The sequence below is a fragment of the Rhodococcus sp. NPDC056516 genome (genome assembly GCF_042794655.1).
GTDB lineage: Bacteria > Actinomycetota > Actinomycetes > Mycobacteriales > Mycobacteriaceae > Rhodococcus_F.
Genome location: NZ_JBHTTG010000013.1, coordinates 46,102 through 66,738 on the forward strand (window position 1 = coordinate 46,102; position 20,637 = coordinate 66,738).

Annotated in this window: 4 protein-coding genes; 1 reads left to right on the plus strand and 3 read right to left on the minus strand. The window is 62.2% G+C overall.

Annotated elements, in window-relative coordinates; all coding sequences use genetic code 11:
- Positions 1-33: 33 nt before the first annotated feature.
- Together ACFQ6Y_RS30090 and ACFQ6Y_RS30095 are read right to left on the minus strand one after the other, a co-directional pair.
- The gene (locus ACFQ6Y_RS30090) at positions 34-1,596 is read right to left on the minus strand and encodes a pyridoxal phosphate-dependent decarboxylase family protein (RefSeq protein WP_378640432.1); all 1,563 of its coding nucleotides are present in this window, start codon (positions 1,594-1,596) and stop codon (positions 34-36) included.
- A complete protein-coding gene (locus ACFQ6Y_RS30095; protein WP_378640435.1) occupies positions 1,593-2,990 on the minus strand; it encodes an MFS transporter in 1,398 nt (465 codons plus the stop codon). The genes ACFQ6Y_RS30090 and ACFQ6Y_RS30095 overlap by 4 nt, the downstream gene beginning before the upstream one ends.
- A gap of 123 nt (positions 2,991-3,113) precedes the next feature.
- On the opposite strand from ACFQ6Y_RS30095, the gene ACFQ6Y_RS30100 reads away from it, so the two are divergent.
- Entirely contained in the window at positions 3,114-3,767 is a 654-nt protein-coding gene (locus tag ACFQ6Y_RS30100) for a GNAT family N-acetyltransferase (protein ID WP_378640438.1), read from the plus strand.
- Between the two features lie 523 nt (positions 3,768-4,290).
- Here ACFQ6Y_RS30100 and ACFQ6Y_RS30105 read toward each other — a convergent pair.
- Positions 4,291-20,511: an amino acid adenylation domain-containing protein gene (locus tag ACFQ6Y_RS30105; RefSeq protein ID WP_378640447.1), complete on the minus strand. Its 16,221-nt coding sequence runs from the start codon at positions 20,509-20,511 to the stop codon at positions 4,291-4,293.
- Positions 20,512-20,637: the final 126 nt, after the last annotated feature.

A 20,637-nucleotide genomic window follows, 5' to 3' on the forward strand; every position in this document is an offset into this window, starting at 1 on the left:
TGTTCATCACGGTTTCGGTGTTCGTCGCTGAGTTCAGGGCTCCACTAGTCCGGCGAGAAACTCCACCAACAACCGCTTGGTTACCTCGCGTGGCAGCGATTCCACTGCCGCCAGCACCGCCGCCATGTCCAGCGGAGAATCAGAAGAGCCCCGCGGTTCCAGCCCCGCCGACGTCAAAGCTGCCGCAACGGCGTCACTGGGCAAAGCGAGTACATCGGCGACGGTGACATCGCCACGTTCGAATGCTCCGGCCAACTCTGCCAGGGCCGGCGGTGCCTGCGCTGCCGCCAGGCCGCGAACGTCGTCGGCACCGAGGACGAGCGCGCTGGTCAACTCGCCGAGCACAGACTCCGTTACCGGGGTGACGGTGAGGTGGGTTGTTCGAGGCAACGTCGTCCCGTCGGATTGCGTCGACGCCGGCTGCCCTTGAAGGACGAAACCCCGGGCACCGACGGCGCTCACCCAGCGATGCGGATCCACTCGGCGTTCGAGCGGCACGGAATCGTCGGCAGCGACCGCGAAGAGCGGTCCCACCGGCGAGCCCACGATGCGAAGCCCGTCGACGCTCTGGACCGTGTCGATGAGCGCACGGGTCGCCCGCTGCGCCCGGGACACCAATTCGGCATACCCGGGTTGACCGAGGACTTGCGAAATCGCCCACGCCCCGGCCAGGGCAGCAACGGATTTGGAACCGAGAAGAGTGGGATTGACCACCGGATAGCCCGGCCAGTCCGTGAGTCCGAAATATTGCTTGCGATGCAGATCCCGCCCACGGTGCAGCAAAACGGAGACGCCTTTGGGTGAGTATCCGTACTTGTGGAAGTCGACCGACATGCTGGTGACACCGGCCACCCGGAAATCCCAGGGCGGCAGATCACCCCACCACGGCAACGCAAGTCCGCCGATGCAGGCGTCGACATGCAATGGAATCGACCGTGCATGAGCAACTTCCGCGACTTCGGCGATCGGATCGAGCGCCGCGAAAGGGTAATTGGGCGCAGAGACGACGATCAATACCGTGTCGTCCCGCACCGCTGCCGCAATACCTTGTGCGTCGACGCGCCCCGACGTTGGATCCACCGGCACCAGGATCAGTTTCAGCCCGAGCAAGTGCGCCGCCTTGTGGAAAGCGGCATGCGCGGTGGTCGGAAGAACCAGCGAGCCCTCCCCCGGTGGGAGACCACGGAAGTCGCGAGCGGCCTTGACTGCCAACACACAACTTTCCGTTCCGCCGCTGGTGACGTTACCGACGACCACTCCTTCTGCTCCTGCGTCTGTATCCGTCGCCGTGTCCGAAGTTCCATGGAGGAACTCGCGCGCGAACGCCACCAGTTCACGCTCCATGACCGCAGTCGAGGGAAACACCGTCGGATCGAGACCGTTGACGGGCTGAACCGATCGAGCTGCGTCCGCTGCCAACTCGTCGAGGGCTGCGAGACCGCTGTCGTACACATACGACAGAACACGGCCGCCGTGCGTCGGAGCATCCTGTTCACGGAGCGAACGCAACCGGCCCAAGATGTCAGCGGCTCGGCTCTCGAGGTTCGAGCTCTCGAGGATTCTGCCCTGAAGTGCCTCGGACTGAGTGGAACTCATCGTTCACCTGCGTTCTCGTGAGTGGATTCTTGTTCGGTGTGGTAATTCCGTAATACGACCAGGCTTATCGCAACCAGGATTGCAGGCACGATCGAGAACCCCAAGGCGATACCGGTGAGCGCCGATTCCGGTTGTACGACGCTCTCCCCCGCTGTTTTCGAGACAAACCCGGTAGCTGCGAGAACACCCAAGAACACGGCGGGTCCGAGGGCCAGGCCTGCGGTTTCCGAGGCGGTCCAGATACCACTGAGCGAGCCACCACGCTGGCGACCACCGATTCGCGCGTCGTCTTCGATGACGTCCGGGAGCATCGCCAGCGGGAACACCTGCATACCGGCATAGGCAACGCCGGCAAGGGCGACGGCGCCGTAGATCCACGGGCCGGCGTCGAGCGCAGCGAGCGTCAACAACGCCGTCGCGACGACGAACAGAACCGAAGACACGACGTAGCCGCGAAGCTTTCCGTACCGATGAGAGAACCGATACCACAGAGGCATCACGACGAGGGCCGGCCCGACGAGTGCGACGAACAGCCCGGTGAGTGCACCTTCGTTCCCCATCACATACGTCGCCAGGTATTGCGCCCCAGCCAACATCACCGCGGTCGCAAGAGCTTGGAGCACGAACACGATGACCAGCAATCGGAACGAGCGAGTGTGTCGTATCGCGTCGAACCCGTCCCGATACTGCACAAGCAACGAGCCGGTCGGGGCATCCGCGTGAGTCACCGTGTGGCGCGCTGCTCCGCGAACTGCCCAGATCATTGCCCCGCACATCAACGCCGACACCCCGATCGCCATGACGAGATAGCCGCGCGCCCCGCCCCCGGCGGCATCGCGGAGCTCGGGGCCGCCGGCACCGATGACCAGAATTGTCAGGGCCAACACAGCAATTCGAACCGATACCAAGCGAGTGCGCTCGTGATAATCGCCGGTCAACTCGGTCGGCAACGCGATGTACGGAACCTGAAAGAGACTGTAGGCACTGGCCGCGAGCAGGAAGAAGACGAGCACCCACAACGCCCCGACTCCAGGGCCGGCAGACACGCGAGCCGAGAACGTGAGAATGAAGAGCAAGGGCAGAGCCAGAGCACCTGCGAGCATGAGTGGCACTCGCGTACCAGTTCGGTGAGAGCCACGATCGCTGATCGACCCGATCAGTGGGTCGATCAGGACATCGGCGATTTTCGGAACGATGACCACGAGCGACGCGAGCGCCGCGGCAACCCCGAGGGTGTCGGTCAGGTAGTACGCCAGTACCAGACCTGGCAGAACACCGAATCCACCCGTACCTACACTTCCCGCTGCGTATCCGGCCACCACACCACGCGAAAGCCTGTCGGGCGATCTACCTTCACGAAGACGTACCGGTTTGTCTGTAGTCACCGTCCACACACTAATGTCACGGCTCCGTACCGCGAGGGCAAAAGAATCTCGATGACCAGAAGTCGCTCACTCGGACAGTCCTGGCATGCCAGACTGTGACCCGATTCGCACACGAACGAAAGTCTGAGCACGATGTTTGATCCACTGAGCGAGATCTGGCCTCCGTACGGAGTAACGATCACGTGTGGGCCCGTCACCTTGACCCCTGTGCGCGACGACCATTTCCCCGAACTCGACGCGCTGGTTCGAGCCGGCATTCACCCTGCCGAACAGATGCCTTTTCTTGTCCCCTGGACTGTGGGCACGCCGGACGAAGTGTCGCGAAGGTTCATCCAATATCACTGGTCGGTCCGCGGAGCGATGAGCGTCGCCGACTGGAAATTCGAAACAGCCATCGTTGTCGACGGGGAAATCGTAGGTTGTCAGGCGTTTGCCGCGACGGACTTCCCCAACAGTCGTACCGGTGAAACCGGCTCGTGGATCGGGCGTGAGTTCCAAGGCCGGGGTATCGGTACTCTCGCCCGACAGGCTATCTGCGCATTCGCATTCGACTCTTTGGGCGCACGCAGCGTCGCGTCGTCGGCGTTCACCGACAACCCCGCCTCGATCACGGTGTCGACCAAAGTCGGGTACCGCGCAGACGGCACGATAGAGGAGTTGGCTGCCGACGGCCGAATGACCGTGCGTCGTCTCTTCACCCTCAGTCGCGAAGACTTTGTCGCACCGCCGTATCCCGTCGAAGTGACAGGCGTGCACGAACTCAAGCAGATGCTCGGCATCGACTGAGCGAGCTACCCGCGCACAGCGACAACTTTTGTCGAGGCCCCCGGTTCCGACCTTCTGGTGCCTGCAGCGCTCCCGGGCAGTCGACCCACAAGATCGGGCTCACCAGCACCGCAGACGTGAACGTCGAAGTCGGATCGCTGACAGCGATCGCGTATCAACAGAACGGCCGGTAGGTCACCCACTGACCGCCACGCAAACGCTCACCTGCAGGCTGCACGAAAGTCCCTGTTCTCCTCGTCGGAGAACAGGGACTTCTTCACCGCGGGGGAAGGTCGCTGCGACGTGTCAGCTCAGGCCGAAGAGCGCGCCGATGATGGTCCGAGCAGCCTCGAAGAGCGCGTCGACGGACGGGACACCGATTTCAGAGCTGATGGAAAAAAGGGAACCCAACATACGATCCTCCGGAGATAGTTTCTGAATGGCTTACTGCCACAAGGAAAATGCTACGGGTTCTACTTGCGGAACGGAAGCATGGGGACCCCCGGGGGTGAAAACTCCGGACCAAAGTCCCGGCGCCGCAGATCTACTGCACCCCAGTGTGATTGCGCTCCCCCGCTTCGGATTCGATGCTTCGGCGATTGTCGACGAGGACTTTCGCGACGCTCGCCAAAACCTCTATGCTCGACATTTCCGAGTGAGAGCAGTCGACCAGATACGTTCGCAACGGGCCCACCAGTTCAGACCACTTTTCGACCAAGTGACGATGTTCAGGCAGATCATGCTGCGCCACAAAGAGTTCCACTGACCCCGAAAAGGGCCTCGGCCTGTGATCCCGGACGATTCGCGACAGTTTTTCCACCCGGCCGACTACCGATTCGAGAACCGCATCGGTGAGGAAATCCATACCGGTCTGCCTTCTGATTTCCGCTGCGACGTCTACGAAAGTCACTGCTGTGGTAGCCGTTTCAACCTCAGTCAGCCCGATCTGCGCGAACAGTTCGGAAGGCTCCGGGGCTGCTTGTACAGACGGCATCATCTCCGGCAGCAGTGCGTCGAGCATTGCAACCGAACCGACCAGGTCGCCGGCCTCTTCGAGCTGGCTCGCCATCTCGAGCGCGATCGTTCCGCCGGCAGACCACCCCAGCAGATGGTATTCACCCGACGGTTGCACCATCCGTACGGCATCGACATACCCCGACGCCAACTCCGCCACCGTGCCGGGTAGCTCACCTGCTCCCGTTGCCTGGATGCCGTACACCCGTCGACCTTCGAGCCGACCGACGAGTCCGGCGTAGCACCAGGCAATTCCACTGACCGGATGCACGCAGAACAACGGCGGCCGTACGTCGTCAGGATTGCCGCCCAACATGACGATCGTGTCCAGCGGATCCGAACGAGACGAATCACCCTCCAAGTCATCGGCATGATCGAGGTCCAACCGAGAGGCAAGTTCGGCCACAGTTCGATCGGTGAAAATCCATTGAACAGGAAAATCTCTGTTCAGGGCCTCACGCACTCGCGAAGCCACCTGAACGGCTCCCATGGACGTACCGCCGAGTTCGAAGAAGTCGTCATGACGGCCCACCGATACCGCGCCTGTGACACTCTCGAATGCCTGTGCCACTTGACGTTCGGTAGCCGAGACGGGTCGATCCACACTCGACCCTACCTGCGGTGCAGGAGCAGGAAGAGCCGCGACGTCGATCTTCCCCGATGCGAGCAACGGGACCCGGACCACCACCGTTACCGAGGAAGGCAGCAGGTGTTTCGGCAGCAAGCCGGAGACAAAGTCACGCAGCTCCTTTTCCGTCACAGAATTGTTCTCCGCCAGAGTTACATACGACCGAAGCTCAGTAGACCCGCGCTCATCGTCGGAGACAACGGTAACCGAGAAGGTCACTGCTCCATGGCTTGACAGAGCCGCGTCGACCTCCGCCGGTTCCACGCGAACACCCCGAACCTTCACCTGTGCGTCGTTGCGGCCCAGATACTCGAGCGCTCGGTCGTGACGCCGACGACGAACGAGGTCACCCGTGCGGTACATCCGAGTCCCCACCGCATAAGGATTGGCAACAAAGCGCTCGGACGTCAGACCCGGGGAGGCGACGTACCCCCGTGCCAGATTCTCACCGGCGAGGAACAGTTCTCCCGCAACGCCATCCGGAACCGGTCGAAGCCTCTGATCGAGGACAAGTGCCGTCGCACCAGGGACTGGAGTGCCGACAGTGATGTCCCCGTCAGTGATCCGCGCGGAAATCGATGCCGCGATCGTTGATTCGGTCGGCCCATATCCGTTGACGATGCGATGTCGGGGTGACCACGCCGACGCAAGGCGCGCAGAGAGCGGCTCCCCCATCGATTCGACGATCAACGGTTGCACTGTATCCGGATCGACTGTCGCCAGGACGGTCGGCGTCACGATCAAATGCGTGACGTCGGTAGCCACCAGCAGACTCGTGAGTTCCTCTCCCCCGTAGACGAAGTCGGGAGCCAGAATCAACGTTCCACACCCCGCAGCCGCCAGAAGAATCTCTATCACCGACGCATCGAAGGTCGACGACGCCAATTGCAGGACTCGGGGGCCGCGATCGAGCTGGGCGATCTCGGCGTGCGCGGTGTAGACATTCATGATTCCGCGATGTGAAACCTCGACGCCCTTGGGTCTTCCCGTCGAACCCGACGTGTAGATGACATAGGCAAGGTTGTCGGGACGAGCCGGCGTTGCCGACACCTCGATAGCCTCACTCGCAGTGCGTGATTCATCCATCGACAACCATTCGACGCAATCGGGCAAACTCTCGGCTGCACCTTCTGCTGTCAAGCCGACAACCGAACCGCACTCCTCGACCATCGTCTGCCGGCGCACTGTCGGCAGCGCCGGATCGAGCGACAGCCACGCTGCGCCTACCCGCGTCACTGCCCACAACGCAACGATCCACAGATGTCCGCGACCGAGCGCAACGGCGACGACGTCGTCAGGCCCGATTCCCCGGCCCACCAACTCGCGCGTCCAGTGCGACGACGCCTCGTGCAGGTCGCGGTAAGTCCAGAGTCGGCCGTTCCCTTCCAGCGCTACTGCGTCGGGTGCCTGACGCAGTGCACGTTCGAAAATGTCGGCAATCGTCAGGGGTTCGACGCTGCGGGGATTCGCAACGGTCAACGCCGAGCGTTCGAGTCCGGACAACAGTTCGATCTCCCCGACTACAATCTCGGGTTCGGCTGTCACCAATTCGACGATGCGTGTCACCCGCTGCATGAACAGTTCCGCGGTCGACTTCCGGAACTTGTCCGTGGCGTACAACAATCGAATGGTCAGACTGTCACCGGCGTCGACCAGATCCCACGTCAAGTCGTAGCCCGTCGATGCCCCTGCGATGTCGAGGTCGAAGACAGTTACCCCGTCGATCTGCGGCAACTCGAGCGCTCGTCGATACGCCAGCATGACCGTGAACAGTGGATGCTCGTTCATCCTGCGCGGCGGATCGACCTTCGCGACTACGTCGTCGAACGAGACGTCCGCGTTCGCCATCGCTTCCAGATCGACGCGGCGAACCTCGTCCAAGACTGCTGTGAAGTGGTCGGCGGAGTTGATCCTCGTGCGCAACGCGACGGTGCCCACCATCATGCCGGCGACATTGCGAAGCGCCGGATCGTTGCGCAGACTCACCGCTGCTCCCACAACGACATCATCCGTGACGCACTCACGAGCGAGCAGCACGGCAATCACGCTGTGGACGACCATGAATACCGTGACGCCGTGCGAGCGGGCCAACGCGGACAACGCGTCGTAGGTGGTGCCGTCGAGGACTTCCGTCACCATCTCGTCGGATCGTGAGGACAGCGGACTCAGGGGTTTGTCGACGGGTAGAGCCAACACATCCTCGACGCCACGAAGGACGTTCGACCAGTAGTCGAGTTGCCGGTGAGCCACGCTGAGAGAATCCTCGGGATCACCCAAACTCTCTCTCGCCCACAGACTGTAATCGCCGTAGCTGATCCCGTCGGCGGAGCGATCCCATTCTTTTCCAACTGCCCTGGCCTCGAGGGCTGCCGCGAAATCGGCCAGGATCGGTCCCATCGAAGCACCGTCGATTGCGATGTGGTGAACAACGATGACCAGGACCGTCGATCCTGCAGAGACGACCCCTGCATTCTCGGTGAATACACGCACTCGGAACGGAACTTCTCGTTCGAGATCGAACTGCACATTCGAGAAGGATCGAGCGCTCGCACGGATGTCGTCGGCCGGCACCGGAGTGAGATCGAATGCAACAGAATCTATTTCGACCTGCTGTGTACCGAACTCACCCGGAACCAACACAGTTCGCAGTACGGCGTGGCGATCGACGACGTCACCGAGTGCGCTGCTCAATACCGAGCGATCGATGCCTTCTGCCAGGATTACTGCAAACGTCAGGTTGTACGCGGTCGATTCCGGCTGAAGCTGATTGATCAGCCAGAGTCGCTGTTGAGAGGGCGCCAGCGGCGCGGGCATCCCGGGAACGCGTCGAGTCAAATCGCGGCGTGTGCCGTCGGATGCGCTCGACGAAAGCCACTGAGACATCGCTCGCGGTGACGGATTGTCGAAGACGGCTCGAACAGGCACGTCCCGGGCGAAGATCGAGGCGAGCCGACCTGCCACCGCGGCCGCGGCCAACGAATCACCCCCCGATTCGAACAGGTTGTGCAGAGCGCCGAAGCTTCCGGACACGTGTTCCGACATGACAGCGGTGACGAGTTCCTCCGAAACCGTCACTGCTGCGTCAGGTGTCTGGCTCTCGAACACATGATGCCGCAACGCGTCTGCGTCCAGCTTTCCGTTCGACGTGAGCGGGATCGACTCCAGCACGACTACTCGGCCGGGCATCAGGTATGCAGGCAACATCGCTGCCAACTCGATTGTCAGCTGATCCGACTCCAATGACTCACCAACCGCACATGCCACAGCGATCTCGTCGACGAGGACAACCGCAGCGGCCTCGACGCCGAGGCACCGACGCAGGGCCGATTCGATCTCGGCAGGCTCGACGCGGATTCCTCGCACACTCATCTGGCGATCGGAGCGTCCGACAAATCCGAGCGTGTCATCGGTGCGGCGGTGAACCAGATCACCGGTCCGGTAACGGCGGCGCCCACCTGGTGCGGCGACAAACGAACTGGCGGTGCCGGCGGGATCTCCGGCGTAGCCCATCGCCAGCCCGGGTCCGCTGACGTACAACTCACCAATCCCGGCCCACGGCACCGGATGCAGTCGCGTATCCAGTACCTCTGCACCGATTCCGGTGAGCGGAACTCCGATGGTGACCCGATGATCCACCTCGGCGACAGTCGTGACCACGGTGCATTCAGTCGGTCCGTACGCATTGAGCATTCGTGCACGGCGACTCCACGCGCGCGCGGTGGAAGGTGAGAGCACATCGCCACCGACTGCCACTACCTCGAGCGAGTCGAACCGCTCCGGTGCCATGGTGTCGAGTACGGCCGGAGTCGACAACATGTGAGTGACACCGCGTTCTGCGACAAACTCTTCGAGTGCCCTTCCTCCGAAAGCCTCACGAGGCGCGACCGCCAAGGTAGCCCCGGCACCGATCGCCAACATCATCTCGAGGATCGCTGCATCGAACGTCGGTTTGTATCCGTGCAGCACAACCGAGTCCGAAGTCACCCCGTACTTCCGGATTGCGTCTTCGGTCAGAAGGCCCAGTCCTCGGTGGGTGACTGCAACGCCTTTCGGTTCACCGGTCGACCCGGACGTGTGAACGACGTACGCAACTGAATCCGGATACTGCCGGCCGGGAACAGGACTGCGGTCGGAGAGCACTGTGCGCAGCTGCTTCAACCGTGCCGTCGGCAGGTCAGGGTCGATCGGCACGAATGCCGCGCCCGTTTTCGTGATGGCCAACATTCGGACCAGGTAAGCGATAGTTCGCACTGCCGGAATCTCGTACACAGCGCCCGGCCCTGCTCCCCGAGCCACCAGTTCCCAGGCTTGAGCATCCGAGGCGGAGTCGAGTTCGGCATACGTCACCGTGCTCTGTCCGTCGTCGAGAGCAATGTTGTTCGGGAATCGCGCCGCTGTGGAGGCAAAGATCTCGGTGAGCGTCCGAGACGAATCGACCTCGACAGCAGTCCAACTGGGCGCCGCGCCCACCGCGAGATCCGAAACGAGTACTGGCACATCCTCGGCAATCGAGGTGAGCACTCTCGACAGATGTCGAGTAACCGCGTCGGCGCTCGACGGATCGAACGCGCTCGCGGCATAGACGACAGCGCCGGTCAATGATCCGTCGACAGCGGGTGCGAGCGAGACATGCATGGGGAACTTCGTTGTTGCGGTCTCGATTTCACGAGCCTCGATCGTGAGACCGGCCACCTCCACGGCAGGGAGCGCAAAATTCTGCAGACCCAGCGCAACTTGGGGAGTTCGTCCACCGAGCAACTCACCAACCAATTCGGCAGGAACAGAACTGTATTCGAACGCTGCCACGTCAGCATCGAAAGCTGTAGCCAACAGAAGATCGATCGGCATGTCCCCGTCGATCCGCAGGCGCAGAGTCACCGTATCGACGAACATTCCGACCACGCCGTCGAGTTGGGGCGTACGCCGTCCGTCGACCGCGGTCGCGATCACGACGTCGGGATTCCCGCTCAGCTTGGCAAGCACCACGGACAGTGCCGCATGAACCACCGCGAACAGCGAGACCTTCATCCGGTCTGCTCGCGCCTGCAGTGCCGAGGTGACGACGGCTGGTATCAAAAAGTTCACTCGCTGCGCCGCGGAAACCGGTCCGTCGTCAGTGTGATCCACCGTCAGCGGTGACACAGACGTCACGCCGTCGAGTGCTCGGCGCCAGAACTCTTCGACCACAAGGGAAACGTCACTCGCTGCCTCCCACGCGGCAAAATCCCCGTACTGGATCGGCAGCGGAGGCCACTGCGGATCCAGTCCGGCTCGGCGCTTGCCGTAAGCGGTCAGGAGATCGCCGACCACAGTTCGCATCGACACCCCGTCGACTGCGATGTGGTGAAAACTTACCGCCAGAACATGTCTGACCGGCGACAGTTGGAGCAGCATCCAGCGCACCGGCAGGTCTGCGGCCACGTCGAAACCGCGCGAGCCGAACTCTCGCAGCAGCACTTCGACCTCGACGTCGCCGACCAGTCGCGTTTCCACTGCCACCGAAGACGGAGGATCTACGACCTGAACCGGTGGAGTGCCCGGATACCGGGTTCTGAGGACCTCATGCCGGCCGACAAGATCGGTCGCGGCTTGACGCAGCGCGGACACGTCGAGTTCACCGTCGATCTCGATGCAGATCGGCAGGTTGTACGCACCGCTCGCTGTGTCCAGCTGATTGAGTACCCACATCGCACGCTGGTTCCGTGACAGGGGTGCGGGCGTGGGATCGCGGCGCGGTTCCAGTCGGACAAGATCGGTCACCGAGTCGTCCTGCTCGAGCGAATCGAGCCGGGCTGCCAACGCCGCAACCGTCGGATGCTCGAATACGGTCCTCAGCGGAACAACCTGTCCCAGAGAACTACTCAGGAGTGACGTGACCTCCGCGGCCGAGAGCGAGTTGCCCCCGAGCGAGAAGAAGTCTGCGTCACGATCGTCCCCGTCTCCGCCCAGAACGGCGACAAAAGCTGCAGCAACCAGGTGCTCAGTGTCAGTGTCCGGGCCCTCTATGCGGGAAGCATCGAGTGCCGGCAACGGTAGACCGGCGAAGTCGACCTTGCCGTTCCGCATCGGAAGGTCGCCCTCGATGTCGACGATGACATGCGGAACCATGTACGTCGGAAGAACTTCTGCGACCGTGGCGCGAAGTCGACCCGTGTCAACTCTCTCGGCGCCTGAACTTCTCACGTAGGCGACCAACAGCGGACTTCCACCTTCGGGGGTCCGTACCCCGGCGACGCAGAAATCGACGTCAGCGACAGACTGGATGACTGCTTCGATCTCACCCGGCTCGATCCGGACACCGTTGACCTTCACCTGCGCGTCGGTTCGTCCGAGATAGTGCAGGCGATAATTATTGCCTTCAGGCTTCTGGGTTGCCGGTTCGGAGATGTCAGGCCTCCACATCACCAGGTCACCGGTCCGGTACATCCTGGCGCCTGAACTGGTTGCCACGAATCGCTCCGCAGTTCGGGCAGGTTGGCCGGCGTACCCGCGTGCGAGCATACGACCTGCGAGATAAAGTTCTCCGGCAACTCCCGGCGGCACCGGTTCGAGTCGATCATCGAGCACCACCGCGTCGACACCGGCCAGCGGATGTCCGACGGACCCGTCGTGACTGTCGGTCGACAAGTGTTCACTCGACAGGGGCTCGGTAGCAAGCGAATACATCGTCGACTCAGCGGGTCCGTATCCGTTGATCACTCTGCGTCCGGCGTGCCAACGCTTCGCCAACGCACCGCTGAGCCGCTCGCCTCCGAACATCACCGTTGCAAGGTCCGGCAGCGACGGAGTACCGATCGAGGCGACGACGGTAGGTGTGGCGCAGAGATGCGTAATACGCTCGCGCCTCAGCGCTGATGCGAGTCCCGAACCGAACAGTTCGTCGTTCTTCGCCAGGACGAGCGTCGCCCCGGACGTACTCGCGATGAGCACCTCGAGCAACGTCATGTCGAATCCTGGTGCTCCGCGATGAAATACGCGAGAACCTGGTCCAGCCGAGAACCTAGCCGGCAGGTCTTCGGCGATGACGTCGAGCCCGCCGTTGGTCACGATGACAGCCTTCGGGGTTCCGCTCGTCCCCGAAGTGGAGACTACGTATGCCGCAAGGCTGTCGGAATATTCGCCCGCCGAGTCTGTGACCTTCTCACCACCAGCGTTCTCACCACCAGCGTTGCGGCCGCCGATCGTGCCTTCGCCCAGTGTTTCGAGGACACCGCGTAGTCGTGCCTGCGGCTGTTCCGGATCCACCAACGCCGGAGCTGCCCCGACCTTCGCGATTGCCCACAATTGCACGATCGACGCAACGGACCGATCTGCAGTCCAGGCAACGACCTGGTCGACTCCGATTCCCCGGGCGCGCAACTCGTCGGCTGCGACATTCGACTGGGCATCGACTTCCCGATAAGTCAGTGCGTTGCCCTCGTCCTCGACCGCCACAGCATCCGGGGCGGATTCGACGCCAAAGCGCAGCATCGAGGCAAGCGTCGTACCGGAACGTCGAGATCGACCCGACCGGTCGGCCGCGCCGTGTGCGGGGACGAGAAGAGCTCGTTCCGCACTGTCCAACAGGTCGATTTCCCCTACGGCGACCTGCGGGTCGATCGACACTTGACCCAGGAAGCGCTCGAACCGGCCCGCAAAGCTCGATACCGTCAGATCGCCGAATAGATCAGCGTTGTAGACGAATTCGAGGGCGAGACCGCCGCCGATCCCTGAATCCGTGACGTTGAGCTGCAGATCGAAATTTGCGTGCCTGACATCAGGAGCAATCTGTGTGACGGACAACCCCGGCACGGACCAGGTGGTGGGATGCACTGTTTGGAACGAGAGCGCCACCTGGAACAACGGGTGCCGCGAGCGCGATCGCGGTGGGTCGATCAGATCAACCAGTGATTCGAAAGGCATCTCTGCATGCGCGAACGCCGATACGTCGCGCTGACGAACCTGCTCGACCAACTGGCCGAAGGACTCCGATGGATCGACTTCGGTTCGGAGAACAATCGTGCCGGCAAACATACCGACGAGCTCATCGAGTTCAGGTGCGGTGCGTCCGGACACGACAGTGCCGACAACCACGTCACTGCTGCCGGTGTGCCTCGCCAGCAGCGCCGCGAGAGCAGCGTGGACAACCATGAACATGGTTGCGTTGTTCGATCGTGCCACCGCTTGCAGGCCCGTCCGTACGGAACCTGAGATCACCACTCGACAGCTCGACGCGCGAGCGGATGTCGAGCGTGGGCGGTCCAGGGGTAGCGTCGCCTGCTCGGGAAGGCCTTCGAGAGCCTGCTTCCAGTAGTTGGATACCGTGTCTGGAATCCCCGATTCTCTTTGCCATGCAGTGTAATCGGCGTACTCAAGCGCGAGCGGCGTCCACTGCGGAGCTTGCTGCTCCGCGCGAGCGATGTACGCGGCAGTGAAGTCACGTACCAACACTTCCAGCGATCGAGCGTCGGCGGCAATGTGATGGACCACGACGGCCAGGACGTGCTCGTCGGGTGAAACCTGGAAAAGGGCCACCCGTACAGGCGGATCCGTGGTGACATCGAAGCCCGAACACACCAGTTCTGCGACGCGATTCTCGGCGTCCTCGCCCGCGAGGGCCTGGAGCTGAAGCGGCGGACTTACTTCCCTGACGTCGAGCACCTTCTGAACCGGGCGCTCACCGACAACCGGGTACACGGTCCGCAGGGTGCGATGGTGATCGATCAGGTCACGAATTGCCAGTTCGGCTGCAACTACGTCCAATTCACCCGTCAGGCGCAACACGATCGGAATGTTGTAGCCGGCGGACTCTGTATCCAACTGATTCAGTATCCACATTCGGTGTTGCGAAGCTGACAGCTGCACTTCTGTATTGTCCGAACGCGGAGCAAAAGACAGAGGCACCAAGGACACCGGAGACGCTTGCCCCACACCGATTCGGGCAGCAGCTATTCCGGCCAGCTGATCGACAAATGGGTGCTCGAAGACGTCGCGGACGTCGAGGTTGCAGCCCAGGACGGCGTTCAGTCGTGACGAGAGCCGAGTGGCGATCAAGGAATTCGCCCCTTGATCGAAAAAATTCCGAACCGGATCGACATTCGGAACGTCCATCAAATCGCTCAGGATGGCTGCGACTGTCTGCTCGAAGAAGTCTCGTGACTGCCGAGACGGCTGCGTGAGAGACACCGGGGTCGGCAGCGACGCACGGTCGACCTTGCTGTTGATCGTGACCGGCAATGACGCAAGCGACATCAAAGCCGACGGCACCATGTACCCGGGCAACAACGAACGGGCAGTGCGTAATACGCCTTCGAGGTCGTGTCCCTTCTCCGGGGTGATGTAACCGACCAATGTCGGCCCGCTGTCGAGTTCTCGCACCACCACCGCGGCCTGCTCCACCGAACTGTGAGCCAGTAGCGCGGTCTCGACCTCGCCCGGTTCGACACGGTAACCGCGCAGGGCCATCTGACCGTCGGCGCGGCGAACATATTCGAGTCGACCGGCTCGCCAACGGACGAGATCGCCGCTGCGGTACATCCTCGACCCGTCGAATCCCGGTTCAGGCACAAATCGTAAAGAGGTCATCCCGGGTTGACCTAAGTAGCCTGCGGCCACCTGTGGACCGGCAACGTACAGTTCGCCGACAGATCCGGGAGGGACAGGCGCGAGCGCGGTGTCCAGTACGTAGCTGCGCAAGCCCGGTAGCGGAGATCCGATCGGCGAGGCAGCTCCGTCGCCGGCTGACAGTTCGACACTGGTGACGTGAACGGTGGTTTCGGTGATTCCGAACATGTTGACGCCCCGCACATCCGGGTGCCGATCGAACCAGGCCTCCACGCGCCCCACGTCGAGGCGATCACCGCCGAAAACAATCGACCGGAGCGGAAGCAGCATTTCCTGCGTGACTTCCGCCAACGCGTAGAAGGCAGCCGGGGTCTGATTCAGAACGGTCACTTGTTCCCGCACAATCAGATCCACGAATCTTTCGGGTGAGCGCGCGACGTCACCGTCCACGATCACCAAAGATCCGCCGGTGGTCAGCGCACCCCACATCTCCCATACCGAGAAGTCGAATGCGTACGAATGAAACATCGTCCACACATCTTCGGGCCCGAAGTCGAAGATCTCTCGAGTCGAGGCGAGCAGAGCCAACACGTTGCCCTGAGATACCACCACGCCTTTGGGGGCGCCGGTTGATCCGGAGGTGTAGATCACGTAAGCGGCGGACTCCAAGGGCGCAAGTGGCCAGCATTGCGCCGCGTCAGCCGTCTCGTCGACGGATACGACGGCATGTTCGTACTCACCGAAACGCGGAGCGTAGCTGGGCGTCGACAGAATCGCTTTCGGACGCGCATCGGCGAGTACGTATCGGATGCGAGCGTCGGGATACTGCAGGTCGATCGGGACGTACGCGGCGCCCGCCCGAACGACCGCGAGAATTGCAACTACCAGGTCGATCGAGCGAGGGAGGCCGACGGCCACCCGATCCCCCACTCGAATTCCTCGATCGATCAAGGCGGCTGCGAGCGCCTCCGAACGAACGTGCAACTCTGCGTAGGTGACCCGAGAATTTCCACTCGTCACGGCGATCGCGTTCGACCGCTTCGTCGCGACCCCGGCGAACAGGTCGGACAGTGAGTTCGCACCAAGTGCTGGCGCCGGCACGTGCACCTGCAGTTTTTCGCGCTCGTCGACGCTGAGAACATCGATGTCACGCAACATAATTGACGAGTTCTCGGTGACCGAGTCGCACACTCGACGTAGTCGCTCGACCCAACCGCCTACGGTGGCCGCATCGAACAGATCGGCGGCATATCGGAAGGTACCCCAAATGCCGCTCGCACCTCCGTCAACCGTACGATCTTCGCGCACAGTCACTTCGAGATCGAACCGCGGGTGCGCGGGAGGCAACGGAATTCCTCGAGCCGTCATCTTTCCCACGGCGATCTCGGGAACCGAAGCTACCGGATCGACGGCAAGAACCACGTGCAGGAAGGAATTCTTCTCGCCTGCGGCCCCACCGACCGCCCGTTCGACTACCCAGTCGAACGGCACGTCGGCATTGGACAGTGCCGCCACGTCGACGTCGCGTACTCGAGTCAAGAACTCACCGAAGGTGTCTCCATCGAGCAGGAGCGTTCGCAGCGCCACGGTTCCGACGAACATACCGACGGAGCCGTCGAACGAGGGGTGTGTTCGACCGGACGTCGGGGTTCCGATGACGATATCGGGCGCACCGGTGATCTTGCTCAGCGCGATCGCAAGGCAGGCGTGCAGCACCATGAAGGTCGTGCAGTCGTGTGCTCTGGCAATTTCGTTCAGCGCCGCGTGGACGGGCGAGGACAGTTCGAACGTCACGTCCCGCGCCGACGACGGTTGGTCCGGCCGGCGGGATCTGTCCGCAGGAAGCGCCAGAGTCGGATCAACGCCGGCGAGAGCTGTTTCCCAGAATTCCAACTGACGGCCAGCCAGGCTCTGCGGATCCGCAGGATCACCGAGAACGGTTCTGTGCCAAGCGGAATAGTCGCGATAGTCGAGCGAGGGCGAAGGCCAGATCGGCGAACTCCCAGCGGCGCGGGCGTCGTACGCCTCAACAAGGTCCGAGACGATCGTCGCGAACGAAAGACCGTCCAGGGCGATGTGATGGGCAACCACGGTCATGCGATGGTCGGCGTCGCTCTCCGAGGTGAGGATCAAGCGAAGAGGTGCGTCGGTCGCCAGGTCGAACCCGGCCGCAACCAAATCCGCTGACGCAGTCTCGTAATCCTCAGACGGAACCTCGATCAGAGTCACCGGAGCCGCAGACGTAGCCTGGATCGGCCACGTGTCGCGGTTCTGGTCGAACGAGAACACCGTGCGCAGGACGGGATGGCGATCGGTCAGGTCAACTACCGACTCCCTCATCGCCGCTGCATCCAGAACTCCACTGAACGAGACCTCGAACGCAATGTTGTACGCCGACGACTGCGAATCCAGACGATTGAGCAGCCACAGACGTTGTTGTGCCGGAGCGATTTCCACGGTGACGTCGTCGGAAATGCGCTGGGGTTCCACCACCCACTCCGCCCGACCCTCGCGGATCTTCCGGGCCAGCTGCGCCGGCGTCGGGGCACCGAATACGTCCCTGACACCCACCCGCCTTCCGAGGGCGGAACTCACTCGTGCGGCGACGTACACGGCGTCGAGAGAACTACCGCCCCAGGCGAACAAGTCGGAGTGCGGTCCGAGAACTCCGACACCGAGGACCTCGGCCATCACCGAGGCAATCAATTCCTCGTCGTACTCGATCGGGCGGCTTACCGCCGAGCGTTGCTCGGCGACAGCGGTTGTCGTCGGTTCAGGGAGCGCTGCACGGTCTGTCTTTCCATGGTTTGTGACGGGCAACGCCTCCAGAATCGTCACCGAACTCGGAAGCATGGAACGCGGAAGTAGTGAAGCCAGATGGTCGAGCACCGCCTCCTGACTCAACGGACGAGGTCGGTCGTCTCCGTCTTCGCTCACGGTCACATACGCTGCAATCGACCCGGATCGCTCCACCACTGCTGCCTGCGAGACGCCAGGAATAGACAGGAGCACAGCTTCGATCTCGCCCAGTTCGACGCGTACTCCACGGATCTTCACCTGTTGATCAGTGCGGCCCAAGAACTCGAGTTGACCGGCATCGTTCCACCGAACCACGTCCCCGGTGCGGTACATGCGTGCGCCAGCGTCGGCCGTACCGATGGGCGCCGCGACAAAACGCTCCGCCGTCAGCGTCGGCGAGAGGTACCCACGCGCCAGTCCTTGTCCCATCACGTACAGCTCACCCGCGGCGCCGACCGGAGTGGGACGCAACCACGAATCCAACACCACAGCGGCAACGCCGTCGATCGGACGCCCGATCGGTGTGCCAGCGCCAGGCACGAGCGGCTCGCTCATAAAGGCCGCGACAGTTGCTTCACTGGGGCCGTACGAATTCACGATGTCGACGTGACTCGACCACGCATCGACGAGCGCCCCCGGCGGTCGCTCGCCGCCCACGTTCAACACTCGAAGATCCGGCAGTTCCCGAGGATCCATCGTCAGCGCAACCGATGGTGTCGAGATCAAATGCGTGACACCCTCGAGCCGCAAGAAGTCTTCGAGGTCCACTCCGCCGATCAATCCGGGAGGAACGATCACGGCAGTCGCACCGCAGCCGTGAGCAAGCAGAATCTCGAGGATCGCCACGTCGAACGACGTGGATGCCAGGAGCGCGACTCGGGAGGAATTATCGATGTCCAGTCGCCGTGTGTGAGAACGCAACAACGGCACAATGCCTCGGTGCGTGACCGCGACGCCCTTCGGCCGTCCGCTCGACCCCGAGGTGTAGACCACGTAGGCGGTATCGTCCAGGGACACGTCGGCGATAGATGAACCGGCCTCCGAACCTCGATCGATCGGCCCATCGACAGTTTCGTCGCCCCTGGGACTGACGACGCAGACCCAAGCCGGCACGCCTGCCGGATCGCCACCGACCACAACGGACACGTTGGCATCGTCGAGAATGAAAGCGACACGCTCGGAGGGTGTTTGAGGATCCACGAAAAGAAGAGCCGCACCGGCCCGCGCCACTGCATGAAATGCAACTACGGAATCGGTCGACCGCGGGGCGAGGATCCCGACGACGTCACCTCGGACGACGCCGTTCTCTACGAGCAAGGCGCACAGTGCATCCGCGCGAGCGCCGAGTTGGTCGTAGGTGACGTCCACACCTTGGTCACGGATCGCGACGGCACTCCCCCGCCCTGCCCCGTCTCTGATGACCGAATCGAGCGTCGCGAATCCGTCCGTCCGCGCACCCAGCGCGGGGACCAGATCATTCAGTTCGTCCGCCGAGAGGACAAGGAGGTCACCGAGCCCCCTCGTGGCCGAGTCGAGGAATCCCTCGAGTAGCCGAACGAACTGACGATGGTGCATCGCCAGATCACGTTCGCTGTACAGGCGCGGATTGGCTTCGAAGGACAGGCGAACGTTCTCCCCCGCGATCGACGGATAAATGCTGAAGAACAGATCTTCGGTGGGTCCGGATGTGAGGACGTGAAATTCGCCGACGACGTCACCGAGCCGAATCGCTTCGTGAAACATCATGACGTTCACTGCCGGGCCCGCCGAGTCGCGGGATCCGCCCTGATCTCCCTGGAAACCCATGTCCTCGTAACGGAATCGCTGATGCCGCAATGCGCCGGTCATCTGCACCGAGATCTGACGCACCAACTCTTGTGGCGACAGATCCCGATCAAGTTGCGCACGAACAGGCACGATGTTGGACAGCATTCCACCCGAACGTCTCGACCTTGCCGTGGTGCGGCCGGACACCGGCAGGCTGAGGACGACGTCGTCCGAATCAGTCATCCGACCGAGATAGGACGCGAACGCACCGACGAGAATCGCCACCTCGGACGTAGTCCACTCCGTCGAGACATCCGAAAGCTGTTTTGCAAGAGTCGGATCCAAGGTCTGCACCATCATGCGCTGCGGCATGGACGTCAGCCCGGCGCCGTCGGCGAGGCGAACCGGGCGAGGCAGGCCCTCGGACATCTCCGTCCAGTACTGCTCGTCCGATCGATACCGCGCCGAGGATCGGTAGTCGACATCGAGGTCGTGCAGCGCACGTACCCCCGCACCACCGAAAGGAGTCAGCTTCTTGCCGTGAACAAGATGCGAATAGCGCTCGGCCACTCGCGTGGTGAGTGTCATCGCCGCATACCCGTCGAGCACGAGGTGATGGGCATGCGAATACCAGAAATAGTGATTGTCTGCCAGGTGCAGCAAGGTCGCCGAGATCAAGCGATCCGACATCACGTCAAGTGGCCGTGAGTATTCCGCTGTCATCCACTCGTTCGCGCGCTGAACTGGATCGTCATTGCTGCGGAGGTCGAGGTATTCGAGATCGTCGACGATGGAGTGATCGACGACCTGAAGCGGCTCGGCATCAGTAGCGACGAGGCGAACGAACGCCGACTCCACTTCATGACATGCCGTATTCGTTGCCTCGATCAGCGCGTCGACGTCAACCGGTCCTCGTAGTTCCACGTACTGAGCCACCACGAACGGAGTTGACGGACTCAGTTGCTGCGCGAACCACAGCGCGAGCTGAGCCCGAGACAACGGAAAAGCACTCAACCCGTCACCTCACATTTCACCAGCCTTGTTATTCACGAACATTCGGTGGCTGATCACGTGAATCCATGGGAGCGAACACCACGAACGGCCGAACCGAACCCTACTGTCTCGTCTAAGTTTTCACCA